Raw genomic sequence first — 24,304 nt, 5'->3', positions numbered from 1 at the left:
GCGCGCCCGACACGAGGCGGGTCGCCTTAGTTCTCGGATTCCGTGAACACCTCGTCGCGCTTGGCACGCAACGCGGGCAGCACCGTGAGCACCAGGAGGAAAGACGCAATCGCGAGCAGCACGGCCGACAGCGGACGCGTCAGGAAGACGCTCCAGTCGCCGCGCGAGATCAGCAGCGCGCGGCGCAGGTTCTCTTCCATCAGCGGTCCGAGCACCATGCCGAGCAGCAGCGGCGCCGGCTCGAAATCGTGCTTGATCAGCCAGTAGCCGACCAGACCGAACACGCCTGCCAGGATGACGTCGACCGGCGCGTTGTTCACCGAGTAGATGCCGATCGCGCAGAAGATCACGATCGAGGGGAACATCAACCGGTAGGGGACGCGCAACAGCCGCACCCAGATTCCGACCAGCGGCAGGTTGATGATGATCAGCATCAGATTGCCGATCCACATCGAGGCGATCATGCCCCAGACCAGCTCCGGCTGCTTCTGCATCACCTGCGGACCCGGCACGATGCCGTGGATGGTCATCGCGCCCACCATCAGCGCCATCACGGCGTTGGGCGGAATGCCGAGTGTCAGCAACGGGATGAAGGAGGTCTGCGCCGCGGCATTGTTGGCGCTTTCCGGCGCCGCCACGCCTTCGATCGCACCGCGGCCGAACCGCGACGGGTTCTTGGCGATCTTCTTCTCGAGCGTGTAGGACGCAAAGGACGCGATGACAGCGCCGCCACCCGGCAGGATGCCGAGGATCGAGCCGAGCACGGTGCCGCGCAAGATCGCAGGCGCCGAGTCGATCAGGTCTTTCCTGGTCGGCATCAAGCCGGTGATCTTCTGCTGCACGAGGTCGCGGTTCATCTCGGCGCCGGCATCGAGGTTGCGGATGATCTCGGCGAAGCCAAACACGCCCATCGCCACCGTCGCAAAGCCGAGACCGTCGGCAAGCTCCGGAATGTTGAACGCCATGCGCGAGGCGCCGGTCTCGATGTCGGAGCCGACCATCGACAGCATCAGGCCGAACACGATCATCGCGATCGCCTTCAGAACCGAGCCCTTGGCCAGCACCACCGCGAAGATCAGGCCGAGCACCATCAGTGAGAAATATTCGGCCGGGCCGAACGCCAGCGCGAGCTTGGTCAGCGGCGCACCGAGCACGGCGATGAGCACGGTCGCGACGCAGCCGGCAAAGAACGAGCCGATCGCCGCGATCGCCAGCGCCGGGCCGGCACGGCCCTGCTTCGCCATCTGGTGACCGTCGATGGCCGTGACGACCGAGGTCGCCTCACCGGGAATATTAACCAGAATCGAGGTGGTGGAGCCGCCGTACTGGGCACCGTAATAGATGCCGGCGAGCATGATCAGCGCACCGACTGGCGGCAATCCGAACGTGATCGGCAGGAGCATCGCCACGGTTGCGACGGTGCCGATACCGGGCAGCACGCCGACCAGCGTGCCGACCAATGCGCCAATCAGGCACATGAGAATGTTGATCGAGATCGGCAGCGACAAACCGTAGAGCCACCAGGGTGACCACCACGAGATCTGAAACACCACACCGAAACCAAGGCCCAGATTGTGGAAGAGATCGAACATCACACCCTCACTGAACCAGGAAGCGCGGGAACATCGGCATCGGCAGCCCCAGCACATAGGGGAAGAGCAGCGCGCAACCGAGCGTCAGGCAGGCGCCGACGATGATCGCTTCGACCCAGCGCGTTTCATGCGTGCCCATCGCCGAGATCAGGAAGCTCGTGAACGCCGTCACCACCACGCCAAGTGGACGAATCGCCAGGGCGAAGAAGACGATCGAGATCATCACGAAGAGCGGCCCGCGCCAGGCATAGTGCGCCATCGCCGGCCCGTCGGTCAGCAGTCCCGTCAACGCAATGCCGGCGCCAAGTGCAACCAGGAGCCCGCCAAACATCCGCGGCGCCGTGCCGGCGCCGAAGGAGAAGCCCCGCATGCCCTGCAAATCGCTGGAGGCCCACAGTGCGAACAAGGCGAGCGCCATCAGCACGATCCCGCCGACATAGTCCTGCGCCGACCTGATCGTCATGAAGATCGTGAGAATCGCCACGGCCAAGATCGGATAGGAATAGATCAGCGCCAGCAGCACATCGGATGACGCCTTCTTGGTGTCACCGCCGACCGCCCCGAGCAACGCGCCGGGCGCGCCCGCGAGCAGCGCCGTAGCGTGGCTGATCACCACCGCCGCGGGGCCGCGTCCGGCGCCCCAGCCAAAGATCGTCCCGAACGACCAGATGAATTCGAAAATCTGCGGCGCTATGGCCAGCAGACAAAAGCTGATCACCACCGAAGTGTTTCGGTTGGCTGTCGCCGAGTGGCCCATCGTATCGGCCATGCATGTCTCCTCCGCGACCCGTAAGCCACGAGCACTGTTGTTCTAATCGGCTGGAAATCGATGCCCCCGCCCGGATCCCTGCCTAGCCATTTTCATTACACAATGCCAGCAAAACCCAACAAGCCCCCGACGAGCAAAATCCAAAGTGGATTGATGCGCGAGACGGATGCGACCACTGCAACTGTTGCGGTCAGAAGCAGCGCAGCAAGCGTGCGATCGGTCGACTCGGCGAGGATCAGGGCGCTCGCCGCCATCAAGCCGATCGAGAGCGGAACCAGTGCAGTCTGGATCAGCCCGGGCCAGCGCGACTGGCTCGGCCGGTTGAGGAGCCGGCTGACATAATAGGCAAGCAGCGCGGTGGGCAGGCACATGGCCAAGGTCGCCGCCAGGGCGCCGGGGATGCCAGCGACCGCATAGCCGATTAACGTGACGATAAGGACGTTCGGACCTGGTGAAAGCTGCGCGATCGCATAGGCGTCGGCGAATTGCTTGTCGGTCATCCAGTGATGCACCTCGACCGCGATGCGATGCATCTCGGGCACCGCCGCGGCGGCGCCGCCGACTGCGAACAGCGACATCAGACCGAAGGTCGAGATCAGCGCCCAGATCGGGTTCTCCGCGTTCATGCTGCTACCTTCCGCCGCATCAGGAAAATGGCGCCGACACTGACGGGGATCGCAACCAAAAGCACGGCCTGGAGCGGCAGGCGAAGGACGCCGATGGCGAGGAAGACGCCCAGCATCAGGATGAGCGCGACGGCGTCCAGCCGCTTGAGCAGCGGCGTCATCATCCGGAAGACCACCGCGATCAAAAGACCGACGGCCGAACAGGAGATGCCCGCGAGGATGCGGCGCAGCACCTCCACATCGCCGAACCGGGCATAGATGATCGCGAGCACCGTCATGATCAGCGTGGGCGGCAGCAACAGCCCCGCAAAAGCGGCAATGCCGCCGGCGATCCCGCGCAGCCGCGCGCCGAATACCATCGACAGATTGACGATGTTCGGCCCGGGCAGGAAATGGCAGAGCGCAAACGTCTCGTTGAACTCGTCCGCCGTCATCCAGCGGTGCTGCTCGACGATGGCCTGCCTGGCGAAGACCAAAACCCCGCCGAAGCCCGCCAGCGACATCCGCGCGAAGGCCAGAAACAGCGCGAGCAGCCCGGGCGGAACGGCGCGAGTGGCTGGCCGGTCCGGCTCTTGAACTGGTTGTTGGGCGGCCGGTGCGGAATCCTCGGACATGTCAGGAGCTTAGAACACCGGCCGACGCGCGGCCAAGCCTGCCGGGAACCTATCCAGAGGGAACCTCCGAATGATCGCTCGAAACACCTGTTATTTGAAACGTTTGCCCCCTATATTGGGAGTGCCGGTCCGCCGGCTATGGAAATAAACGGTCGTCGCAATAAACCATTCGGACCCGGGGGCGGTACCCGGCGCCTCCACCAAAGCCCACCAGCGGGCTGGCCCTGAAGCGGGCTTTGGCGGGGGCGAAATAGGATCGACGAGGGCGTAAAGGGCGTTCTTTTTCCCGGTATTGTTCCGCCGTTATCGGGCTATGCAATAGTTGCCAACGACAACTTTGCTCCGGTTGCTCAGGCTGCGTAACGCAGTTTGAAAGACCATTCTGAAGTCCTAACGGGTTAAGCTCCGTTAGGCGGGGTTCGGAGGCACCTGGCAACAGAAGCCTCCACTTACCTCTTATTTCCTACCCCGCGGGGACTCCTGCTGACCCGTCAGGCGCGGTACTATTGCGGCTTGGCGAGTCGGGCCGGCAGGGCCCAGCTCCTGGAATGCAACAGGACCACCATGGCGACCGATCATATCCGATACGATGTGCTGGCCCGCGACGCGCTGCGCGGCGTGTTGCGCAAGGTGCTGACCGACGCCGCGTCGCAGGGACTGCCCGGCGAGCATCATTTCTTCATCACCTTCGTGTCGAAGGCCGAGGGCGTGAAGCTGTCGTCGCGGCTGCTGGCCCAATATCCGGAAGAGATGACGATCATCCTGCAGCACCAGTTCTGGGATCTAACCGTGCTCGAAGACCGCTTCGAGGTCGGCCTGTCCTTCGGCGGCATTCCGGAGCGGCTGATCGTGCCGTTCAGCGCCATCAAGAGCTTCCTCGATCCGTCCGTGAAATTCGGCCTCCAGTTCGACACCTCCGATGTCGCCGACCTCTCGGCCGAGACGTTGCCGGCCGCTCCCGCCCCGTCCGCAGTCGCGGTGCCCCCTGCCACTGAACCTGCGGAAGGCACTGAGGAGCCGGCGGCTCCGAACCAGGGCGGCGCCGAAGTCGTGCGATTGGATCGTTTCCGCAAGAAATGATCTAGATCGGACTGGCGCCCGTCGCAGGCGGCCAAACTCCCTATATAGAGGCACATGAAGAGGCCGCGTGGTATTTCGCGCGGCGGAATGGATGTGCTCATGGCCAAAACCTCCCTCTCGAAGATTTCCCGCTCGAAGGCTGCCCGCTCGAAGGCTGCCCGCTCGAAGACCGACCGTTCCTCACGCCCGGCGACCCGCACCGAGACCGACAGCTTCGGCCCGATCGAGGTCCTCGCCGATCGCTATTGGGGGGCGCAGACCGAACGCTCGCGGCAGAATTTTCGCATCGGCATCGATCGCATGCCGATCTCGCTCGTGCATGCGCTCGGCATCGTCAAGCTCGCCGCGGCGCAATCGAACCAGGAGCTCGGCCTGCTCGACCAGCGCCGCGCCAACGCCATCATCCGCGCCGCGCGCGAGGTGATCGAGGGCAAGCTGGACGATCATTTTCCGCTGGTGGTGTGGCAGACCGGCTCGGGCACGCAGAGCAACATGAATCTCAACGAGGTCATCGCCAACCGCGCCAATGAGCTCCTGGGCGGCGAGCTCGGTGCCAAGAAACCGGTGCATCCCAACGATCATGTCAACATGAGCCAGTCGTCGAACGACTCGTTCCCGACCGCGATGCATATCGCGGCGGCAAGCCGCATCACCGCCGATCTCGTCCCTGCCCTCGGCGAATTGCTGCGCGCGCTGCGCAAGAAGGAGAAGGAGTTCGCAAAGATCGTCAAGATCGGCCGCACCCACACCCAGGACGCGACGCCGCTGACGCTCGGCCAGGAATTTTCCGGCTATGCCGCACAGGTCGAGAGCGGCATCGCCCGGCTCAGGGTCGCGGTGAAGGAACTCTATCCGCTGGCGCAAGGCGGCACCGCCGTCGGCACCGGCCTCAATTCGAAGCCGCGCTTTGCAAAACTGTTCGCAAAGCACGTTGCCGGGATTACGAAGCTGCCCTTCACCAGCGCCGCCAACAAATTCGAGGCGCTGGCCTCGAACGACGCCTATGTATTGGCGCACGGTGCCATCAATTCGGTCGCGACAGGCCTGTTCAAGATCGCCAATGACATCCGCCTGCTCGGATCGGGTCCGCGGTCGGGCCTCGGCGAACTGATGCTGCCGGAGAACGAGCCGGGCTCCTCGATCATGCCGGGCAAGGTCAATCCGACGCAGTGCGAGGCGACGACGATGGTGTGCTGCCAAGTGTTCGGCAATCACACCGCGATCACGGTCGCCGGCAGCCAGGGCCATTTCGAGCTCAACGTCTACAAGCCCGTGCTGGCCTACAACATGCTGCACTCGATCCGGCTGATGGCGGACGCCGCGCGCTCCTTCACCGAGCATTGCGTCAGCGGCATCCGTGCCGACGAGAAGCGCATCAAGGAACTGATGCAGCGTTCGCTGATGCTGGTGACGGCGCTCGCCCCCAAGATCGGCTACGACAACGCGGCCAAGGTGGCCAAGACGGCGCATGCCAACGGCACCACCCTGAAGGAAGAGGCGCTGCGGCTCGGCTTCGTCTCGGCGGAGGAGTTCGACCGCCTGGTGCGCCCCGAGAAGATGACCAGCCCGGGATAAATTCCGAATTCCGATAGCCATCCGTAATGATACGGAGCCCCTAGCTCCATTAAATGTAGGGCTTAAAGGACGGGATTTGATTACCGTCAATGTCGCGGCGGGATTGCGTGTTACGCAGCCCCTCCGTCCCCATGGGGCGGAATTCATCGTTTGATGGCCCAAGGGTCGATTGACGAGGACAAGCGAATGGCGATCAAGTCTCATCGGGCGCAGTGCGGCGCACAGTTTCTGAATGTTTCATCCTGCCCACGGAGGATCGGATGATGGAGACGCGACATGGCGAACGTCATCAACCTGAATCGTTTCCGGAAGCGCGCCGAGCGGGAAGCCACGGCGAAGCAGGCGGACGCCAACCGAACGAAGTTCGGCCGCACGAGGGCGGAGCGGTCGGCGGAGGAGACGCGCGCGGACCAGGCGAAGGCGCACCTGGACCAGCACCAGATCGATCGCGAGGAGCAGCCATGAAGTCGCCCGTCGTGAAACGGTCGATCGTCGTCGCCGGTCACAAGACCAGCGTCAGCCTGGAAGAGGCGTTCTGGAACGGCATGAAGGAGATCTCGGGCCTGCGCAACATGACGCTGTCCGAGCTGGTCGGCGAGATCGACGGCAACCGCCAGCAGGGCAATCTGTCCTCGGCGATCCGCCTGTTCGTGCTCGACTACTTCAAGAGCCGCGCCATGGCCGCCATCCAGGCGGAAAAGGTCCCGGCCTAGCAGTCGCTTTGACGCCGATCCTGGCGCCAATCGCCTCCGTCACGAAGCTGGTACTTTAAAATCACTCTAAGGTGCAGTTTCAGCGACCGAGCGCGCTTGACCTCGATGCCCTGCGTTGAAAATACAGGGCATGACCGACATCCATGATACGCGTCCGCAGATGCCGCTGGGCCTGGCCCAGCGCGGCTATACCGGCGTCATCCAGCACCTTTCCCCCAAGGACGCAGGCTCGGCGCTCTCGGACATCGAACTCGAGAGCCGGCTGATCGAGCTCGGCTTCGTCGAGGGTGCCCGGGTCGAGGTCCTGCACGAGGGGCTGGTCGGGCGCGACCCGATCGCCGTGCGGGTCGACAGCATCACCATCGCGGTCCGCCGTCGCGAAGCCATGGCCATTATCGTCGCCTGAAGCGACCGGACCCCAGTTCCATGGAATTGCCCCTACTCCACCTCGCCCTGGTCGGCACGCCAAACAGCGGCAAGACCTCGCTGTTCAATGCGCTGACCGGCAGCCGGCAGAAGGTCGCGAACTATCCCGGCGTCACCGTCGAGCGCAAGGAAGGCTTCTTCGTCACGCCGTTAGGACGTCAGGTCTCCGTGGTCGACCTGCCCGGCACCTATTCGCTGCGCGGCCGCAGCCCGGACGAGGAGATCACTCGCGACTTCGTGCTCGGCAAGGCCACCGGCGAGACCCTGCCCGACCTCGTGCTGTGCGTGGCGGATTCGACCAATCTGCGCCTGACCATCCGCCTGCTGCTGGAGCTCAAGCGCACCGGCCGGCCGATGATCCTCGTGCTCAACATGTTCGACATCGCGACCCGCCGCGGCATCACTGTCGACGTCGAGCGGCTCGCCAAGGAGCTCGGCGTGCCCGTGGTCACTTCGATCGCGGTGCGCAAGGGCGGCACGGCCGACCTGCTGTCGCTGACCGACGAGATTTCGGCGAAGCTCGCCGCCGAGCCGGGAGAGAACAATTGGCGGGCGCTCAGCGTGGCCGACCTGCGCGCCACCCAGCGCGAAGCGGACCGCATCATCGCCGACTGCGTCAGCCTGCCCAGCAGGCCCGACACCTGGACCGCGCGGATCGACGCGGTCGTGCTGCATCCCGTCGGCGGGCTGCTCGTGCTCGCGGCTATCCTGTTCGTGATGTTCCAGGCGGTGTTCGCCTGGGCGCAGCCGCTGATGGAGCTGCTCAATTCCGGCTTCGATTCGCTCGGCGAGTTCGTGCACGCCACCCTGCCCGCCGGCCTGCTGCAAAGCTTCCTGCAGAACGGCGTGATCTCAGGCGTCGGCAGCGTCATCGTGTTCCTGCCGCAGATCATCATCATCTTCCTGTTCATCCTGCTGCTGGAAGATTTCGGCTACATGGCGCGCGCCGCGTTCCTGATGGACCGCATCATGGGCGGCGCCGGCCTGCACGGCCGCGCTTTCATTCCGCTGCTGTCGAGCTTCGCCTGCGCCATCCCCGGCATCTTGGCGACCCGCGTGATCGACAACAAGCGCGACCGGTTGACCACGATCCTGATCGCGCCGCTGATGACCTGCTCGGCCCGCATCCCCGTCTACACGCTGATCATCTCCGCCTTCATTCCGGCAAAAGACGTCTGGGGCTTCATCAACCTCCAGGGCCTCGTGATGTTCGGCCTCTACGCTGCGGGCATCATCAGCGCGCTTGCCGTCTCGTTCCTCATCAAATTCTTCATGCTGCGCGACTATGCGCCGGCGCCGTTCATGCTGGAGCTGCCGGACTACAAGATGCCGCGGCTGAAATCGATCGCGATCGGCGTCTACACGCGGGCCAAGATGTTCCTGCACCGCGCCGGCACCACGATCTTCTCGATGATGGTGCTGATCTGGTTCCTGGCCTCGTTCCCGCAGCCGCCCGCGGGCGCCACCGAACCGGCGATCGACTTCAGCCTGGCCGCGATCATCGGCAAGGCGCTCGAGCCGCTGCTGGCGCCGGTCGGCTTCAACTGGCAGATCGCGGTCGCGCTGATCCCGGGCATGGCGGCGCGCGAGGTAGCTGTCGCAGCACTCGGCACCGTCTATGCGATCGAAGGCGGCAAGGAAGCGGCCGAGCAGATCGGCCAGGTGCTGGCGACGAAATGGTCGCTCGCGACCGCGCTGTCGATGCTGGCCTGGTACATCTTCGCCCCGCAATGCGCATCCACGCTCGCCGTGATCCGGCGCGAGACCGGAAGCTGGACCTGGATGGCCGTCACCTTCTTCTACATGCTGGTGCTGGCCTATGCCGCGAGCCTTCTGACCTACAATGTCGCGGTCGCGTTCGGGGCGGGGTAGGTCCCAAAACAAAAACTACGAAAACAACCCCATGCACAGTAGACGGGTGTTGTAAAATCAATGACTTACGCGTAGGCGAAAATCATCCGGCCGCAGGGCCGCGCCAGTTGCTCCGTCGGGCAAAACAGGAGCATGATGCCATCATCGCCATGACCGACCATATCTGGCGTCAAGCCGGTCTATGCGCCAGCACCGTTCCAATCCGCTCCTTCTTGAGCGCGAACTGTGCGGCCAATGCGAGGCCGAGTGCCAGACAGAACGTCGTCCCAGCCGCAATGAAGCGCAGCTTATTGGTGTCCCAGATTGCCCCCTCCTGTGCCACCAGCGACAGCAGTTGGGGCAGAAGCAAGAACACGTTGGTTGCCGCAAAGCCGAAGCAATTGAACAGTCGCCACGCGACCGTTCGCATCGAATTGTCGATGTCCGGCAGATCGGAGCAGCTCTGCCTGTCGAGATAGTACGAAATATAGACTGTCACGAGCGCCGGCCCGAGGCCCCACCGCAACATCGCAAAGTAAAGGCTGGCAAGAGACATTTCCCGCAAATTGCCCTCGCCAAAATTATGCACGGCCACCGTCAGGCCAGCGGGCCCTACGGCGAGCGCGACCAGGAAGCTCCAGCAATAAGTGGTGAGGTGGGACTGATCTGAATTGCTTCCCAGAGACGACATCGCAAATCGAAGCAAGAGAACTACGACGATTGCCAATCCATAATTGCAAAGCGAATACATGACCCATGCAATCGAGCGATTGGGGTCCTGCGCCCAGACAACGCCTCTGCCTTGCAGCACGTCATAAATTACGGCCGAAATGGTCACTCCCAGATAAACGGAGCAGATCAAGGCAATGATATAGACGATCCAGTACCGTAGCGGATTGTCGTGAATGGGCGCATCGATTTCGATGCCGAATTTGCTGGCCTCGTTGCGCAGGTCGATGCGAGAGCCGTTGCGATAGATCAGGTAACACGCGACAAGCCGGGCAAATCGATTGTAGAGGTCCTTGATCAATTGCGTGGCCGGGGGCGCAGCAAGGCCCGTCAACGTCCCAGCCTTCCACTGGCTCATCGTCGGCGCCGCCTGCTGGAAGTCTGCCATCAGCTTGTCGAAACCAAAGCTGTCCTCGGTGAAGAAGGTGGCGTCATCTCCGGTGTCGCGTCCCTGCGCCAGCCACCATTTCATGTAACAGATTTCCGCCCACATGCGATCCGGGGTGTTCGGGTCCTTGCGGAAGTCCTGATCGACGACATCCGGAGAATTCGCGATGACTTTCGAGAGCACATCCTGCGGCACACGCAGCGAAAAGCGGATTTGCGCCATGATCTGCTTCGCGAGCTGAGGCACGCTGATCCAGCTCTGGATCACATCGCGCACCATCAGCAGGACGTTCCACTGAGCCTCCTTCGTCAGGAGGAACAGATACACGGCCCCCATTGCTGCGACGACGGTCAGGTACGGAGCAGACTGACTTTTCGCAGCCTCTATGACCGTCTCCGGGATTGCAGGAACCAGCGGCGCCAGGGCAATGACGTCGCGGTTCTCATGGATGAGAAGAAGGAAGAAGCCGCATGAGAATACGACAAAGATGAACCCGCCCAATCGATACTGCTGCCGGGTCGTCATGTATCGCGGGAAAGTCGGGACTTCGGCAATGTTGACCGCGCGGCCAAAAGCCTGCCAGGCTAACCGGCCTGCCACGACAAGGCCCAACAACGTGATGGACCAGCGCACCAGCGAAGGAACCAGGTCGGACGCGGCGTCGCCGACCTGATCTGCGGAGGCTTGTGTCGACAGCAAAATGGAAATGACAATTCCCAACACGATGCTAGCCATAGCCTGAACTCCCTCTTGAGCGAGATAGTTCGAACGGGCCGCTCTACGCGGAATTAGGCTGTACCGTAAATCCGGAGCGACCACGTGTGTGTGAACCAATTCACACCCTCTGGAAGTTTTCGTGCAGCTCCCTCGGAAGAGGCCCAATGCCTTGTCCGCAAGACCCGGCATCTCAACAAGGCGCCGGTTGCGCCGTCGGGCAAAACAGGCGCACGATGGTATTGTCGGGGAATTGGCGCGACGCTTCGTGACGGCAAGCTAGGCCGGCGTAGCACGCCTTCTCAGCCGCTCGCCGGGAACGACGCGGTGAACACCGTCTCATCCAGCATCGACGACGCGACGATCAACCCGCCATGGGCGCGCACGATCTCTTGGGCAATGTACAGTCCGAGCCCAAGCCCTTTCTGGTTCGGCAGAACGTCGCCGCGATCGAACGCAGTGAAAAGGCGCGGGATCGCATCAGCCGGAATTGGCGCGCCTTTGTTGACAACGCTGATGTCGAAGCCGGCTTCGGTCGTCTGCGCCAGCACCCTGATCGGCTTGTCGGCGGCGCCATAGGAAATCGCGTTGCCGAGAAGATTGGACAGCATCTGACCTATGCGGTCGGCGTCGATTCTCACGGGTCCCGGAACGTTGACGACAGTTTCGATGACGCGATCCGGATGCACGTTCTCGAACTCCGCGACGATCTGCTTGATAACAGGCTCGAGGGCCTGTTCTCTCAGCTTGAGCTGCATCCCGGCGCCGAGCCGCGCGCGGGCGAAGTCCATGACATTGTCGATCAAGCCCGCCATCCGGGCCACGCTTCCCTGCAGCAGGTTGATCCAGCTCTTCCCCTCGTCATCGACCTTGTTGTTCAGAAGCCGCAGGCCGCCCTGGATCGAGGCAAGAGGGTTTCTGAGGTCGTGTCCAAGCACCGCGATGAACTGCTCGCGCAGTTCGGCATTGCGTTGTTCCAGCGCGAGCCTGTTCGCGATCAGCTCGACGCGTTCGGCCGCATCGAGGTGAGACGCGATCAGCTCAGCAAAAAGCTTGAACATGCCGATGATCTCGGGGGTCCGAAGCTTGCGCGGCTTCGGATCGATCGCGCAAAGAGTTCCGAAAAATGATCCGTCGGGAAGAATGATCGGCACGGAGATGTAGCTCTGGAAGCCATATTGCGCAGGCGTGTGATGCGTGCTGAAGCCGGCGTCTTCGCTGACGTTCTCGATGACAACCGCCTCACGGCTCTGCCGGATCTCGTGGCAGATCGTGGTCTCGACCTTGAGCTCGTCACCGGGTTTCAGCCCGAACGCAAGTTCGTCACGCGAGGCACAGGTGATCCACCTGTCCTCGGTGACGCGGGCAACGGCCGTAAACCCCATGCCGGTGGTCCGGCTGACCACGTCCAGGATAGTCGAGACCGCAGCGATTCCGCTGACCCTGGCTATGTCGCGCTCGAAATCCATTGCCACTCCGCATCGGAACATTCGCCCCGGGGAAGACCGTCACCCCAACCAAAGCGCGTCCTCGCAACGGTGAAAAGCACTGCCAGCCAAGTTATTCCGCGTCAATGTTGCTCGACGCCTCGCCTTGAAAGCGGCTATCTGTTCCCAATGGAACATTTCAGCACGGTTAGACTCACCGCCGAGAGGCTTCGTGAGGATCACCTCGCAGACCTCGTCGCATTGCATCTCGATGCCGAGGTGTCCCGATATCTCGGCGGCGTGCGCCCGGCGGAGAGGACGAAGACCTATCTCGACACCAACATGGCGCATTGGGACCAGCATGGCTTCGGACTGTGGGTGCTGCGAACGAAATGCGGGGCATTCGCCGGGCGAGCGGGCATCCGGCACATCCTGGTGGACGATACCGACGAGATCGAGATTGCCTACGCGTTCAAGCGCGAAGTCTGGGGCCGTGGCCTTGCAAGCGAGACCGCGACCGCACTGACGGATATCGGACTGTTGCACCACCAGCTGCCGTCCCTCATCGGCCTGGTCTATGTCGGCAATGGCGCATCGCGTCGCGTTCTGGAGAAGTCCAACTATCTCCTTGAGAAAAGCACGATCCGTCACGGCGAAGACGTCGTGATCTACCGAATTCGGCGATAGCCACCAAAAGCGAGAAGCCCGGAGCCGCAGAGCACGACGGCGGCGGCAATGAAGGCGCTCCGGTATCCACTGCTGTCATACAAGACCCCTCCAAGCGAGGCGCCCGCCGTTATCGCCAATTGGATCACCGCGACTATCAATCCGCCGCCCGCCTCCGCATCCTCAGGCAGCGTCTTGCTCATCCAGGTCCACCAAGCGACTGGTGCGGCGGTGCCGATGAGGCCCCAACCGGCCAGCAGCACAGTGACAACAACGGTTGAGCCTCCGAACGCGATCAAGCCAAGGGCAAGGGCGGCCATCGCAAGCGGCATCCCAATCAGAAGACCGTACAGGCCCCCTCTCAGAAGGAAGCTGATGAGGTAGGTCCCGAGCAGGCCCGCGACGCCGACCACGAGCAGGATGGCCGAGAGGGTCGAGACGTCTACGCGCGTCACGGTCTCCAGAAATGGGCGCAAATAGGTGAAAAGCGCGAACTGGCCCATGAACAGGAGAGCGACCGAAAGCATCCCAATGCTAACCGCCCGCCGGCGAAGCAATCCGAGTGCGTTCCACGCGGCACCGCGCTCGGAAGGCATCGAGCGCAATGTGGCGTATTGCCAGACCAGAGTGACGATCGCGAGCGGGACGACACAGAAGAAGGCGCCACGCCAGCCGATGAACTGACCGAGGTAGCTCCCGAGCGGCGCGGCGATGGTGGTCGCCAGCGCATTGCCCCCGTTGAGCAGGCTGAGGGCAGGCGCGACCTGCTGTTCAGGCACTAGACGCATGACCGTAGCCGCCGACATCGACCAGAACCCGCCGATGACGACCCCGATCAGCGCGCGCCCTACCATAAACACCAGCGCGTTCGGCGCCAGCGCCACCATCAGCCCCGAGACGATCATCAGCGAGGTGAGGCCCAGCAGAAGGCTGCGTCGATCGATGCCCCTTGTCACCGAGGCTATCGCAAGGCTCGTGAAGACGGCAAAGAGCCCGGAGACCGCGATGGCCTGGCCCGCCTGCCCTTCGGTCATCTGGAGATCGGTCCCGATGGGTGTCAGCAGGCTGACCGGCATGAACTCGGACGCAATCAATGTCCCGACGCATAGGGTCAGCGCAAAGACCGCACTCCAGGCCGGACCGCGCGACATCGTCTCATTTCTTGCTGCGAATTGTACGCTCATGAAACCTCTTCCGATCGGCTGGGCGCGCTCGCCTGGGTTCGATACGGCGCATGAAGCGTCTTCACATTCGGTACTGCTCGTCGCCGACCTTCTCCATCCAGTCGACCGCTCGTCCGTCCTGCGATTCCTGGATGGCGATGTGCGTCATGGCTGTGGTGGCCGACGCGCCGTGCCAGTGCTTCAACCCCGGAGGAAACCAGATGACATCGCCGGGCCGGATTTCCTGGACGGGCCCGCCGTCCCGCTGCGCCCAGCCGAGCCCTGCCGTGACGATCAGCGTCTGCCCGAGCGGATGCGTGTGCCAAGCCGTGCGTGCGCCGGGTTCAAAAGTGACCTGAGCGCCGCTGACGCGTGCCGGCTCGGGAGCCGCGAACAGTGGGTCGATACGCACCGTCCCGGTGAACCAGTCTTCGGGCCCCTTCTGGGAAGGACGGGACCCGTTTCTCTTGATGTCGATGTCCATTGCAGTCTCCTTCAGTGCTTCGGACGCGAGCGCCGGCGCCCTTTGAACTTCGATGATGGCGATGGCGATTGCGCTCCCCCCCAATGAGGACGCCTCTGCGGGTCGTCACCGCATGCCTCCGCTCATCGCCGATCGAGAGAGGGCTTCTCGACGAGGGCATTGTTGTTCTTTCCACTGCAGCCGCTTTTTGTCCCGCCACAGGCCGCCGCCCGATGCTGATGGGCAACTAAGGCTTCCGCCTCCGCCCGATTAGGTGATAAAATCTGAATGCAGTCATAAGACAGGCTTATCAATGAACCGGGACGACGCCAGCGATATCCTGGCCTTCCTCGCTGTGGCGAGGGAGCGCAACTTCACACGTGCCGCAGCCAAGCTTGGTATGACGCAATCGGCGCTGAGCCAGATCATCCGAAAATTGGAGGAACGGCTCGGCGTCCGTCTTCTCAATCGAACGACCCGAAGCGTCACGCCAACTCAAGCCGGAGAACGGCTGTTCCTGAGCGTCGGGCCCAAATTCACCGAGATGGATGCTGATCTCGCTGCACTGAGTGAGCTTCGGGAAAAGCCCGCTGGAACCGTGCGTTTAACGGCAACGGAGTATGCCGCCGCCGAAATCCTGCTGCCGGCACTGGGGAAGATTCTTCCCCAATATGCAGACATCCACGTCGAGGTGATCATCGATTACGGGCTCACCAACATCGTGGCGCAGCAGGTCGATGCGGGCATTCGTCCGGGCGAGCTCGTCGCCAAGGACATGATCGCTGTGCGCGTCAGCCCTGATCTGCGAATGGCCGTCGTGGGGTCGCCGTCCTACTTCGCCGAACGCAAGCGGCCAAGGACGCCGCAGGATCTAACCGGCCACAATTGTCTCAACCTGCGTCTTCCGACCCACGGCGGCAGCCTGTACGCGTGGGAGTTCGAGAAGAACGGGCGGGAGCTCAACGTGCGCGTGGAAGGGCAGCTTGTGTTCAACAGCGCAGGGCTTCTGCTGGAGGGCGCGCTCAAAGGTTTCGGACTTGCCTACCTCACCGAGGGGCACGTGCAGCCATACATCTCACAGGGCCGGCTGATCAGGGTGCTGTCGGACTGGTGTCCGCCGTTCTCGGGTTATCACCTTTACTATCCCAGTCGGCGCCAACCTTCACCGGCATTCTCGCTGCTCGTCGAGGCTCTTCGATATCGCGGCAAGTAGATTGCCCCTCATGGCGCCGGACAATTCTCCGGCGGGCACGATTGCTACCTGAAATACCCCAGCACGAGATCGACATCGGCGCTGCCGGCTACGGTGCCGTTCAGCTCGGCGTCGATGACGCGGCGGCAGGCTTCGATCGCAGCGTGGTCACCGAGGTCGTTGGCGGCTTCCAGCACGAGCCAGGCGGCATCGACCGAGGCCTGGTCCGCTGCTCCGCCGCCGATCTCGCCGGCTGCGGCCTTGTTGAGGTTCTTCTTGCGAACGGCGGTGCCGAATTGAGGCAACATTGCAAATACTCCCTGCCAATTCCCGGATGATGCTCGGTGTACCTGTTCGGTGTACCGCTCAGTGCACCTGCAGCTCGGGCTGACGACCCGTGACGGGATCGGAGCCGGTCTTGCGCGACTGGTAGAACTTCAAGACGCTGCGCGACGTCTCGATCTTGAGCTTGCCGAAATCGCGTTCGTTGTCGTGGAGCTCGCGCGCCGTGATCAGATGATCCTTGGCGCCGAGGAACAGCAGCGACATCGTGGTGTCCCAGGAGAAATCGAGCGCCTTGCACAGCACCAGGATCATCTCGCGATTGCGATCCATCATCGCACGCTCGATCACGTCGACCGGCAGCGACGACAACAGCGACAGGCCGATCTGCACCTCGTCGAACCGGTGCTGGCGCGCATAGTTCGAGATCGAGTCCTGGTTGAGGTTGCCCTGCCGGTACTGCGTCGTCACCACGCGCTTGGCGACGAAATAGCTGCGCGAGGACGGGCCGAACTTGGAGTGCAGGTCGCCGGTGACGTCGCTGACCGAGCTCTGGATCTGCGCCATCATCTCGGGGCGCTCGTGCTCGAGCCGGCGGCGGACGTCCTCCGACGCCTTCGAGATCAGCTGCTGGAAGATGTGGCGCGGCACGTCCTTGCGCAGCCCAAGCTGCTCGGCAAGAATCGAGTCACCCTCGGCACGGCGAACCATGTGGAGCAGGCCCGAGCCGGAGAAGCGCGCGCCCTCGTTCCGGGCAACCGACGTCACGACCTCCTGGTCGCCGCGCTTGACCAGCACGTCGGTGACGGCCTCGCCGATCGACTTGCGCTGGGCGATCGCGAGCAGATGCAACTGACTCTTGGTCATGGCGCTCTCGACCAGCAGCTTCTCGTCGAGACGATTGGAGTCGCGCAGCACGGGACCGGCGACCTCGATCTCGTCGGCGCTCGCGAGTTGCGCAATGACATTGAGCGGAGCGTGATCGCAGGCTGCCATCACCTCGGAGAGTTGCACCCGCGCGGCAACTTCGATCTCGTCGGCGAGCCGGCCGATGACCTCGCCGAACGTGCTGATCTCGTCGTCGCTGTAGCGGCCGGTGATCAGAATGTCGGTCGCGTGCCACAACGCCTTGGTCCGGCTTTCGTCGGTGCCGCGTGCGATCGCGTCGTCCAGATCCTGCAGAAGTGTTGTCGCGCCGTTCATCCCGATGACCCCAGTTCTTGGCTAGCCATCCTGCGTGTGCCGGCAGGACGCCGAGTTCCTCTGGGCCCAGAGACTAGGGAACAAACGCGAGAATCCGGTAAAGTCGGCAGATCAGTTTTGCCGAGCAAAATTCGTTAAAATGCGAGGGAATGAGTTTACCGGTCGTCACGAGCAAGCTGGGCCCCCTCTCCCGCTTGCGGGAGAGGGTTGGGGCACTGATGCCTCTACGGCGTCATGGCCGGGCATGTCCCGGCCATCCACGTCTCACCGCTTAGGACGAAGAACGTGGATGCCCGGGACAAGCCCGGGCATGACGGACTATCGCCTACGGATTCGACGGCGTCAGCACCAGCGGCGGCTTTGGCTTGGGCTTTGCGGGCGGCGGGCCCGGGGCCGGCCTGACGTCGATCGGCGGGGGCAGCGGCGCGATCTGCGTGCTTGCAAGCGGCGGGCTTGTCAGTGGAGGGCTTGGGGCCGCGGGAGCGGCCTGCGGCGCCTTGGGTGTCGGCGCGACCCTGATATCGGCCTTGGGCTTCGGCGGCGGCGCACGGCGCGGATCGCGGCCGGGCATCGGCACATCCTGCAGCGACGGCTCCGGCGCCGGGTCGGGCGACACCAGGGTCGGCAGCGCGGCGGTCGCCGGCGGCGGCTCGCCGCGCTCGATGGCGTCCAGGCGGCGCGTCTCGCGATCGATCGTGCGCACCGCGAGCCACGACGACAGCGGTCCGAGATCGACGGTGCGGTTGAGCCTGTCGGGGGGACCGGCCGCGAATAGCTGGATCTCCGGCGGCGCGCCGGAGAGTCCGGTCATGATCGGCGTCAGGCTGGCGCGGATGTCGGCCTGGTCGGCGGGGATGTCGTAGCCGCCGGAGACGATGGCGCGCGCGTTCTTCGCCTCCAACGACGTTGCGCCGACGCGCAGGCGCCCATCGCGGATCGTGAACGGGATCTGCGCCGAGGCCACTGCAATCGGACCCGCCGACAGCGCGGGCTCGACCAGCTGCCGCAGCCGGTTGTCGTCGGCAACCTGTCCGCCGTCGCTGGCGCGGATGGCGATCTCGAAGGCGCGCGGATTGAGGCCGGAGATTTCAGCGGATTCGAGCGTCACCGTGCCGTTGCCGGCGAGCGCGCCGGTGAGTGCAGCAACGCTGCGGCCCTGGCTGGTCAGTGCCATCTGCGCCGAGGCGCGTCCCTTCGGCAGCGCAAGGTCGCGGTAGCGCAGCGCCGCCGCGTCGACATTTCCGAGCTCGATACGCGCGTTCAACGTCAGACCATTGGCGCCATTGCGCGCATCGAGGCTCGCCGACATCTCGCCGCCGCCGAGGCCGCCCTTCATTGCGTCGAGCGCGAGCGACTGACCGTCGCTGCGGAGCGTACCGCCGAAGGGGCGCAGCTCGATGCCGCCGGGCAAGGTGCCGTGCAATGCCTGGAAGGCGACGCGGCCGCGCCAGCCGCCGAGAAGGCCGGCACTCAGCGACTCATTGGCATCGTGTCCGGCCGCGCCGATAGCCATCGCGAGCGCCGGCACGAGGTCGAGCGTATCGAGGCCGACTTCGCCGTCGACGGCTTTCTCCTGATCGAGCGTCACCGCCAGATGGCCGCGCAAATGCGAGCCGGCCACGGTGCTGTCAAGATCGTTGAAGGTCAGGCGGTTGCCGGAGAGGCCGACGCGCGAGGACAGATTGACGCTCTGCACGGATTTATCGGCCGGGCTGGTCCCGAACAGCGGGGCCAGATTGGCATGGCGCACGCGCAAATTCACGCTGCCTTTCGGCTCCGACAATTCGACGTTGCCTTGTGCGTCCGCGTCCAATCCGCCGCCGCTGAGCTTTGCATTCAATTGCAGCGGATGGCGCCACGCGCCGCTCAAATGGCCTTCGAACTGCGAAGCGCCCTCGCCTGCGGCCACCACGCGATCGAGCCCGAGCAACGCCAGCAGTGAACTGGCCTGCGGTGTCGAGACTTTCGAATCCAGCGTGAAGTCGCTGTTGCGCAAGCGGTCGATGTCGATGCCGTTGACCGCGGCCACCGGCGTCTGCGCGGCCAGCGTCGCGCTGGCCTTGAGCTGCGGGGCGTCGAGCTCGAATACGGCGCGCGCGTCGTTGCGATCGGCATGGTCGGCGTTCTTGTCGAGGCTGAGATCGAGCTTGAGGCGGGTCGCACCTGGCAGCGACGGGATGGTATCGAAGCGCGCGCGTACCGATGGCGCAAACGGCTCGAGCAGTGCGGTGAGATCGCGCAGCGAATTGGCGGAGGATTTCAGCGCGAGCTTGCCAATGGCCTTGGCGCGGTCGAAGCTGCCGCTCGCTTCCGTGGTCACGCCGCTGGCCTGGCCGAACCGCAACTGCTCCAGCGAGAGCGATGCCGGGCCGTAGCCGAGTTTCGCGGTGAACGGCCGCAGCTCCTGGCCCGCCGAGATCGCGCGGCCGATATCGAGCGAAAGCTTCGCTTCCTCCGGCCATTCGCCCTGCGGCCCCGAAAGCGCGCGCGCAAAACTTGCGGCGGCATCGAGGTCGAGGCGGTCAGCCCTAAGCTCCGCGTCGATCCGCGAGCCCTTGCTCGCGCCGGTCTGGACGAAAGCGATGCGGCCTTCGACCGCGCCGCCCTCGATCTCGGCCTTCAGCCTGTCGATGGCGAAATGGTTGGCGGCGATGGTCACGTCGCCGGCAAGGCGCAGCGGCCGCGTGCTGCGGCGGTTGACCTCGCTGCGGCCCTGGAGCCAGGCCACCAGCGTATCGGGATCGGAGGAATCGACGCTGAGACGGCCGCTGAAGCTGTCGGCGCCGGGCGTCGCGCCGTTGAGCGAGAGCTGCGTCTGGCCTGGCGCGCGCAGCTCGAGCCGCTGGAAGGTCCAGGATCGTCCGTCGGTCGCAAGCTCGGCCGTGATGTTCTGGAGCGGCCGTGCGCCGAGCATGATCTGGTCGGAGTTGAACTCGATCTGCGCCGGGATCGGCGCCTGCGGGATTGCGGCGAGGCCCGCACGAAGCGCCGGCAGGATGCGCTGCGGCTCGGCATCGTTCTTGGCCGTCAGCTTGTCGGCATCGACCTGGCGCGCCGACAGCACCGCACGCAGCAGCGGCGAAGCGCCGAACCTGATATCGCCGACGCCGCCGAGCTTCAGCGCGGAGTCTTCGGGCCCGAAGCTGGCGTCGACCTGCTCGAACTTGGCGCCGGCCGGATCGGCCTTCAGTTTCGTGGTGAGCTTCCAGGGCATCGGCCCCGCCTCGCCCGGCTTCTTCGGCGCCGGCACCGCGAGCGTCAGCGCGCCTTCGAATTTCGGCAGGCGGTTGTCGAAGGCAAGCACGCCTTCGAGATCGGCCAGGATCGCGCGCTCGCCGGGATCGATGTTGAGGTGGAGGCGGGTGGCGTTGCCGTCGGCGCTCGGGCCGGAGGAGACGCGGAACGGATAGCGGACGCCAGTGGCGGTGAAACTGCCGTCGCCCCGGACCGAGCCGGCCAGCGAGCGCACGTCGCCGGAGAAGGCGATGTCGTTGAGCTCCAGTGTCGAACGGCTGGCGGCATCATGCAGGGCGATGCGGCCGGTGAGGTTCAGCCGTTCGATCGCCAGCGATGCCAGATTGAAGCTGCCGCTCGCGGTAGACGGCAGATCGACCCGCCCGCGCGCGTCGAGGCCGAGATCGACCGCCATGCCATTGACCGAAAGCTCGGTGGCGCGCCATTCGCCGCGCATCAGCGAGCTCAGGCTGAACTCGACGTCGAGCTTGTCGGCGCGCAGGCGGCCGAGATCGTTGTTGCCGCCAAACGTGACCGCGCGCAGCCGCAGCGTCGGCGCCGGCAACAGCCGCGCGTCGAGCTCGCCCGCGACCCGCACCGGCACGCCGATGATCCTGCCGGCCTCCGCTTCAAACTGGGGCCTGAACTGGTTCCAGTCGACGAAGTACGGTCCGATCAGAGCGGCCAGCAGCGCTAAGATAAAGGCAATCGCCAATCCGAGCAGCGTCGTCTGCACGGGTCTCCCCTCGGCCAAACCGGATGCGGGCCTTGCCTGAGCCGCAGGGCCTCAGACGTACCGGAACAGCCCCTTATATAGGGGGAAGTGTGGCGAAGTCACAGCGACTGTTGCGCGCGGAGGTTAACGCCGGTGACCTATCACCAGCTCGCGGGCAGCCGCTTCAGGCCGCGCAGCACGAAGGTCGGCCGCCATTCCGGGTTTTCGACGTCGTCGATGCGCAGATCGGGCAGCCGCCGCAACAGCGTGGCGATGGCGATCTCGGCCTCGAGCCGGGCCAATTGGGCCCCCAGGCAGAAATGGATGCCGCCACCGAACGACAGCGGCCTCACGTTCTGGCGGGTGACGTCGAGCCGATCGGGGCGGTCGGGATAGACCGCCGGGTCACGGTTGGCCGAGCCCAGCAGGCAGAGCACGGTCTCGCCCTTCGGGATCTTCGCGCCGCCGAGATCGTCGATATCCTCCAGCGCGACCCGCCCGGTCATCTGCACCGAGGAATCGTAGCGCAGAAACTCCTCGATCGCGCCCACCATCAGCTCCGGCCGCGCCTTCAACAGTGCGAGCTGGTCCGGATTGCGATGCAGCGCCAGCAGGCCGTTGCCGATCAGATTGACCGTGGTCTCGTGGCCGGCGCCGAACAACAGGATGATGTTGGCGGTCAGTTCCTCGTTGGTGAGCTTGTTGCCGTCTTCCTCGGCCTGCACCAGCTGGGTGATGAGATCATCGCCGGGATTTTTGCGACGCAGCTCGAACAGCTGCTGAAAATACATCTGCGCCATCATGTTGCCGGCGTTGCCCTTGGCGATCTCCTCCGGCGAGAGCGGCACGGGGTCGAGCAGCCGTCCGCCGTCGCGCGAACTGTTATAGAAAGTCTCGCGATGGTCCTCGGGGATGCCGAGCATGTCGCAGATGATGGTGACAGGCAGGCGGAAGGCGAAATCTTCGATCAGGTCCATGTGGCCGCGGTCGACCACGGCATCGATGGTCTGGTCGACGATCTCCTGGATCCGCGGCCGCATGTCCTCGACGCGGCGGGCGGTGAAGGCCTTCACGACGAGGCCGCGCAGGCGGGTGTGGTCGGGCGGATCGGCCTGCAGCATCCAGTGGCTCATGCTGCGGAAGACCGGCTCCTCCATGATCTTCTCGCTATAGCGGCGCTTGGAACGCTCGACGAAATCCTTGCCGAAACGCTTGTCGCGCATCACGAGGCTGACATCGGCATGGCGGCTCGTGACGAACTGGCCGAACGGCGTCACGTGGATCGGAAAGATCGCGCGGAGCCGGTCATAATGCGGATAGGGATCGCGGATGAAGTCCGGCGACAGCGGATTGAACAGCGGACCGCCGGCGCCCTGCACGTGCTCGTTCATGGTGACCTCATATCGGTTGCCGCATGAATCGCATACGCCGGGCAGCCCCTCTTGCGCAGCGTAACCATCCCTGAATTATCAACTCGATACATTGTTGTATCGAGTTGCATTCTGCCCTAACCTGCTCCGATGTCAAGGGTGAGAACCAGACCGACCAGGGACGACACGCGCGACAAGCTGTTCGAGGCGGCGGCGCGCGTGTTCGAGGAGGACGGCATCGGCGGCGCCAGCATCGAGGCGATCGCGGCGGCGGCCGGATTCAGCCGCGGCGCGTTCTATTCCAACTTCAAGAGCAAGGACGAGCTGATCATCGCCATGCTTGAGGACCATGTCGCGCAGTCGATCCGGCGCAACATGGACATCCTCGCGCAGCACGGCAATCTCGACGACTTCATCGCGGCGCTGAAGACGATGGATCGCACCCGGCAAGACCCGCTCGGCCGCTCGCCGCTGCTGCACATGGAGATGATCCTCTTCGTCGCGCGTGCCGAGAAGCGCCGGCCGGAGCTTGCAAAACGCCTGCGCGCGCGGCGCAAGCTGGTCGCCGACATCGTCGAGGCCACGCTGAAGAGCAACGCGAAGGGCGACACGCTGAACCCGCCATGGATGGCCTCCGTCGTGCTGGCATTGGAAGACGGCTTTCGCCTGCACCGCCTGATCGATCCGGAGACGACGCCGGCCGACAGCTTTTTGCGCGCGATCACGGATCTGCGGCGCAGGACGGGATTGGCGTCGGACTAGCGTTTGTTTTCCTTCGGATCGCCGAGCTTCGCTGTTCCCGCTCGACACGTTCGCTGCGCTTCGCGGCTGGAACCTGGCCAGGATCATGCGCGCGCATTTTCCACTTCGTCGCACCCATCCAAGGAACGTTTGTGCGGCTTACCACTTTATCCCGAGCCTGTTTTGGCAATTTGATCTTTGGAGGAGACAGCGATGAGGATTCTGAAATTATCTGCGGCCGCAGCTGCGCTGCTGGCCGGTACGGCGCTCGCGATGGCGCAGTCGAGCTCGACGGTCGGCACTGGCGGCTCGTCAGCCGGCGGTGGCACCAGCAACTCGACGATCGGCACGGGTGGTTCATCGGCAGGTTCGGGCAGCGGCTCGGGCTCGGCATCGACGCTTGGCACCGGCGGCTCGTCGGCCGGCGGCGGCACCAGCAGCTCGTCGATCGGCACCGGCGGCTCTGCTGCGGGCTCCGGCAGCGGCTCAGGCTCAGCCTCGACGCTCGGCACTGGCGGTTCGTCGGCGGGTGGCGGCAAGAGCTCGTCCAGCGTCGGCACCGGCGGCTCGGCGGCAGGCTCCGGCTCCAACTCGGCATCGACGCTCGGCACCGGCGGCTCGTCGGCCGGCGGCGGCAAGAGCGGCTCGACCGTGGGAGCGGCCGGCTCCTCCGCGGGACATGCCAGCGACATGGGCATGGACAAGGGCAAAGGCCACCACAAGGACGAGATGAAGAAGGACAAGGACTGACACATCCCGGCCGGCGGAGCG

Annotated in this window: 22 protein-coding genes and 1 other RNA gene; 11 read left to right on the top strand and 12 right to left on the bottom strand. The window is 64.2% G+C overall.

Translation table 11 applies throughout. The features are described 5' to 3' along the window. Positions 1–26 precede the first annotated feature (26 nt). The 4 genes from AC0L2F_RS24390 to AC0L2F_RS24375 all read right to left on the bottom strand — a co-directional run bounded on the left by AC0L2F_RS24390 (position 27) and on the right by AC0L2F_RS24375 (position 3,601). Complete coding sequence (locus AC0L2F_RS24390; RefSeq protein ID WP_007613363.1) at positions 27–1,592, bottom strand: tripartite tricarboxylate transporter permease; 1,566 nt, start codon at positions 1,590–1,592, stop codon at positions 27–29. Between the two features lie 7 nt (positions 1,593–1,599). After that, positions 1,600–2,361: a tripartite tricarboxylate transporter TctB family protein gene (locus AC0L2F_RS24385; protein ID WP_007613365.1), complete on the bottom strand. Its 762-nt coding sequence runs from the start codon at positions 2,359–2,361 to the stop codon at positions 1,600–1,602. A 95-nt stretch (positions 2,362–2,456) separates the two neighbouring features. After that, positions 2,457–2,987 (bottom strand): chromate transporter, encoded by a 531-nt coding sequence (locus AC0L2F_RS24380; RefSeq protein WP_473250125.1) that lies wholly within the window; start codon positions 2,985–2,987, stop codon positions 2,457–2,459. Beyond that, positions 2,984–3,601, bottom strand: coding sequence for a chromate transporter (locus tag AC0L2F_RS24375; RefSeq protein ID WP_007613368.1), 618 nt, complete (start codon positions 3,599–3,601; stop codon positions 2,984–2,986). The genes AC0L2F_RS24380 and AC0L2F_RS24375 overlap by 4 nt, the downstream gene beginning before the upstream one ends. A gap of 84 nt (positions 3,602–3,685) precedes the next feature. On the opposite strand from AC0L2F_RS24375, the gene ssrA reads away from it, so the two are divergent. The 7 genes from ssrA (at position 3,686) to feoB (ending at position 9,267) form a co-directional block, all read left to right on the top strand. Further along, positions 3,686–4,051: a transfer-messenger RNA gene (ssrA, locus tag AC0L2F_RS24370) on the top strand. Between the two features lie 114 nt (positions 4,052–4,165). After that, positions 4,166–4,681 (top strand): SspB family protein, encoded by a 516-nt coding sequence (locus tag AC0L2F_RS24365; protein ID WP_473250124.1) that lies wholly within the window; start codon positions 4,166–4,168, stop codon positions 4,679–4,681. Positions 4,682–4,768: 87 nt separating this feature from the next. Then, positions 4,769–6,256, top strand: a complete 1,488-nt coding sequence (gene fumC / locus AC0L2F_RS24360) for a class II fumarate hydratase (RefSeq protein WP_473250123.1) — start codon at positions 4,769–4,771, stop codon at positions 6,254–6,256. Between the two features lie 276 nt (positions 6,257–6,532). Next, on the top strand, positions 6,533–6,721 hold the full coding sequence (locus tag AC0L2F_RS24355; RefSeq protein WP_473250122.1) for a DUF4169 family protein: 189 nt from the start codon (positions 6,533–6,535) through the stop codon (positions 6,719–6,721). Then, positions 6,718–6,969, top strand: a complete 252-nt coding sequence (locus AC0L2F_RS24350) for a ribbon-helix-helix domain-containing protein (protein WP_007613372.1) — start codon at positions 6,718–6,720, stop codon at positions 6,967–6,969. The genes AC0L2F_RS24355 and AC0L2F_RS24350 overlap by 4 nt, the downstream gene beginning before the upstream one ends. 130 nt (positions 6,970–7,099) lie before the next feature. Next, positions 7,100–7,375: a FeoA family protein gene (locus AC0L2F_RS24345; RefSeq protein ID WP_007600961.1), complete on the top strand. Its 276-nt coding sequence runs from the start codon at positions 7,100–7,102 to the stop codon at positions 7,373–7,375. 20 nt (positions 7,376–7,395) lie between these two features. Then, positions 7,396–9,267, top strand: coding sequence for a ferrous iron transporter B (gene feoB / locus AC0L2F_RS24340; RefSeq protein WP_473250121.1), 1,872 nt, complete (start codon positions 7,396–7,398; stop codon positions 9,265–9,267). Between the two features lie 169 nt (positions 9,268–9,436). Here feoB and AC0L2F_RS24335 read toward each other — a convergent pair whose 3' ends face one another. Together AC0L2F_RS24335 and AC0L2F_RS24330 are read right to left on the bottom strand one after the other, a co-directional pair. Continuing rightward, the gene (locus tag AC0L2F_RS24335; RefSeq protein WP_007613375.1) at positions 9,437–11,098 is read right to left on the bottom strand and encodes a hypothetical protein; all 1,662 of its coding nucleotides are present in this window, start codon (positions 11,096–11,098) and stop codon (positions 9,437–9,439) included. 281 nt (positions 11,099–11,379) lie between these two features. Then, the gene (locus tag AC0L2F_RS24330) at positions 11,380–12,546 is read right to left on the bottom strand and encodes a GAF domain-containing sensor histidine kinase (protein ID WP_473250120.1); all 1,167 of its coding nucleotides are present in this window, start codon (positions 12,544–12,546) and stop codon (positions 11,380–11,382) included. Positions 12,547–12,693: 147 nt separating this feature from the next. Between AC0L2F_RS24330 and AC0L2F_RS24325 the strand changes: the two genes are divergently transcribed. Next, a complete protein-coding gene (locus AC0L2F_RS24325; RefSeq protein WP_473250119.1) occupies positions 12,694–13,191 on the top strand; it encodes a GNAT family N-acetyltransferase in 498 nt (165 codons plus the stop codon). Here the strand turns inward: AC0L2F_RS24325 and AC0L2F_RS24320 are convergent. After that, positions 13,173–14,354 (bottom strand): MFS transporter, encoded by a 1,182-nt coding sequence (locus AC0L2F_RS24320; protein ID WP_473250118.1) that lies wholly within the window; start codon positions 14,352–14,354, stop codon positions 13,173–13,175. The two genes, AC0L2F_RS24325 and AC0L2F_RS24320, sit on opposite strands and share 19 nt — an antisense overlap. Before the next feature lie 61 nt (positions 14,355–14,415). Continuing rightward, positions 14,416–14,811, bottom strand: coding sequence for a (R)-mandelonitrile lyase (locus AC0L2F_RS24315; RefSeq protein WP_198287912.1), 396 nt, complete (start codon positions 14,809–14,811; stop codon positions 14,416–14,418). A 298-nt stretch (positions 14,812–15,109) separates the two neighbouring features. On the opposite strand from AC0L2F_RS24315, the gene AC0L2F_RS24310 reads away from it, so the two are divergent. Continuing rightward, positions 15,110–16,009, top strand: coding sequence for a LysR family transcriptional regulator (locus AC0L2F_RS24310; RefSeq protein WP_473250117.1), 900 nt, complete (start codon positions 15,110–15,112; stop codon positions 16,007–16,009). A gap of 44 nt (positions 16,010–16,053) precedes the next feature. On the opposite strand, the gene AC0L2F_RS24305 is transcribed toward AC0L2F_RS24310, so the two are convergent. From AC0L2F_RS24305 to AC0L2F_RS24290, 4 genes are all read right to left on the bottom strand, one after another. Beyond that, the gene (locus AC0L2F_RS24305; RefSeq protein WP_027519553.1) at positions 16,054–16,296 is read right to left on the bottom strand and encodes a hypothetical protein; all 243 of its coding nucleotides are present in this window, start codon (positions 16,294–16,296) and stop codon (positions 16,054–16,056) included. 58 nt (positions 16,297–16,354) lie between these two features. Further along, positions 16,355–17,473, bottom strand: coding sequence for a DUF2336 domain-containing protein (locus AC0L2F_RS24300; protein ID WP_007613391.1), 1,119 nt, complete (start codon positions 17,471–17,473; stop codon positions 16,355–16,357). A gap of 325 nt (positions 17,474–17,798) precedes the next feature. Next, positions 17,799–21,443 carry an AsmA family protein gene (locus AC0L2F_RS24295; RefSeq protein WP_473250116.1) on the bottom strand — a complete coding sequence of 1,215 codons (3,645 nt, stop codon included), beginning with the start codon at positions 21,441–21,443 and terminating at the stop codon, positions 17,799–17,801. 140 nt (positions 21,444–21,583) lie between these two features. After that, a complete protein-coding gene (locus tag AC0L2F_RS24290) occupies positions 21,584–22,813 on the bottom strand; it encodes a cytochrome P450 (protein ID WP_473250115.1) in 1,230 nt (409 codons plus the stop codon). A gap of 129 nt (positions 22,814–22,942) precedes the next feature. Between AC0L2F_RS24290 and AC0L2F_RS24285 the strand changes: the two genes are divergently transcribed. Together AC0L2F_RS24285 and AC0L2F_RS24280 are read left to right on the top strand one after the other, a co-directional pair. Next, positions 22,943–23,554 (top strand): TetR/AcrR family transcriptional regulator, encoded by a 612-nt coding sequence (locus tag AC0L2F_RS24285; RefSeq protein WP_007613400.1) that lies wholly within the window; start codon positions 22,943–22,945, stop codon positions 23,552–23,554. Between the two features lie 192 nt (positions 23,555–23,746). Continuing rightward, positions 23,747–24,283 (top strand): hypothetical protein, encoded by a 537-nt coding sequence (locus AC0L2F_RS24280; RefSeq protein ID WP_007613402.1) that lies wholly within the window; start codon positions 23,747–23,749, stop codon positions 24,281–24,283. Positions 24,284–24,304: the final 21 nt, after the last annotated feature.

It is taken from the genome of Bradyrhizobium sp. Ken64 (assembly GCF_055807555.1).
Note: the sequence above shows the minus strand (reverse complement) of the source record. Positions and strands in the feature narration are given on the sequence as shown.

Coding starts and splice junctions, on each gene's coding strand:
- AC0L2F_RS24345 (WP_007600961.1), top strand. CDS start 7,100: ATGACCGACATCCATGATACGCGTCCGCAGATGCCGCTGGGCCTGGCC.
- AC0L2F_RS24365 (WP_473250124.1), top strand. CDS start 4,166: ATGGCGACCGATCATATCCGATACGATGTGCTGGCCCGCGACGCGCTG.
- AC0L2F_RS24350 (WP_007613372.1), top strand. CDS start 6,718: ATGAAGTCGCCCGTCGTGAAACGGTCGATCGTCGTCGCCGGTCACAAG.
- AC0L2F_RS24320 (WP_473250118.1), bottom strand. CDS start 14,354: ATGAGCGTACAATTCGCAGCAAGAAATGAGACGATGTCGCGCGGTCCG.
- AC0L2F_RS24300 (WP_007613391.1), bottom strand. CDS start 17,473: ATGAACGGCGCGACAACACTTCTGCAGGATCTGGACGACGCGATCGCA.
- AC0L2F_RS24375 (WP_007613368.1), bottom strand. CDS start 3,601: ATGTCCGAGGATTCCGCACCGGCCGCCCAACAACCAGTTCAAGAGCCG.
- AC0L2F_RS24355 (WP_473250122.1), top strand. CDS start 6,533: ATGGCGAACGTCATCAACCTGAATCGTTTCCGGAAGCGCGCCGAGCGG.
- AC0L2F_RS24380 (WP_473250125.1), bottom strand. CDS start 2,987: ATGAACGCGGAGAACCCGATCTGGGCGCTGATCTCGACCTTCGGTCTG.
- feoB (WP_473250121.1), top strand. CDS start 7,396: ATGGAATTGCCCCTACTCCACCTCGCCCTGGTCGGCACGCCAAACAGC.
- AC0L2F_RS24310 (WP_473250117.1), top strand. CDS start 15,110: ATGAACCGGGACGACGCCAGCGATATCCTGGCCTTCCTCGCTGTGGCG.
- AC0L2F_RS24390 (WP_007613363.1), bottom strand. CDS start 1,592: ATGTTCGATCTCTTCCACAATCTGGGCCTTGGTTTCGGTGTGGTGTTT.
- AC0L2F_RS24330 (WP_473250120.1), bottom strand. CDS start 12,546: ATGGATTTCGAGCGCGACATAGCCAGGGTCAGCGGAATCGCTGCGGTC.
- AC0L2F_RS24305 (WP_027519553.1), bottom strand. CDS start 16,296: ATGTTGCCTCAATTCGGCACCGCCGTTCGCAAGAAGAACCTCAACAAG.
- AC0L2F_RS24335 (WP_007613375.1), bottom strand. CDS start 11,098: ATGGCTAGCATCGTGTTGGGAATTGTCATTTCCATTTTGCTGTCGACA.
- AC0L2F_RS24290 (WP_473250115.1), bottom strand. CDS start 22,813: ATGAACGAGCACGTGCAGGGCGCCGGCGGTCCGCTGTTCAATCCGCTG.
- fumC (WP_473250123.1), top strand. CDS start 4,769: ATGGATGTGCTCATGGCCAAAACCTCCCTCTCGAAGATTTCCCGCTCG.
- AC0L2F_RS24280 (WP_007613402.1), top strand. CDS start 23,747: ATGAGGATTCTGAAATTATCTGCGGCCGCAGCTGCGCTGCTGGCCGGT.
- AC0L2F_RS24325 (WP_473250119.1), top strand. CDS start 12,694: ATGGAACATTTCAGCACGGTTAGACTCACCGCCGAGAGGCTTCGTGAG.
- AC0L2F_RS24385 (WP_007613365.1), bottom strand. CDS start 2,361: ATGGCCGATACGATGGGCCACTCGGCGACAGCCAACCGAAACACTTCG.
- AC0L2F_RS24285 (WP_007613400.1), top strand. CDS start 22,943: ATGTCAAGGGTGAGAACCAGACCGACCAGGGACGACACGCGCGACAAG.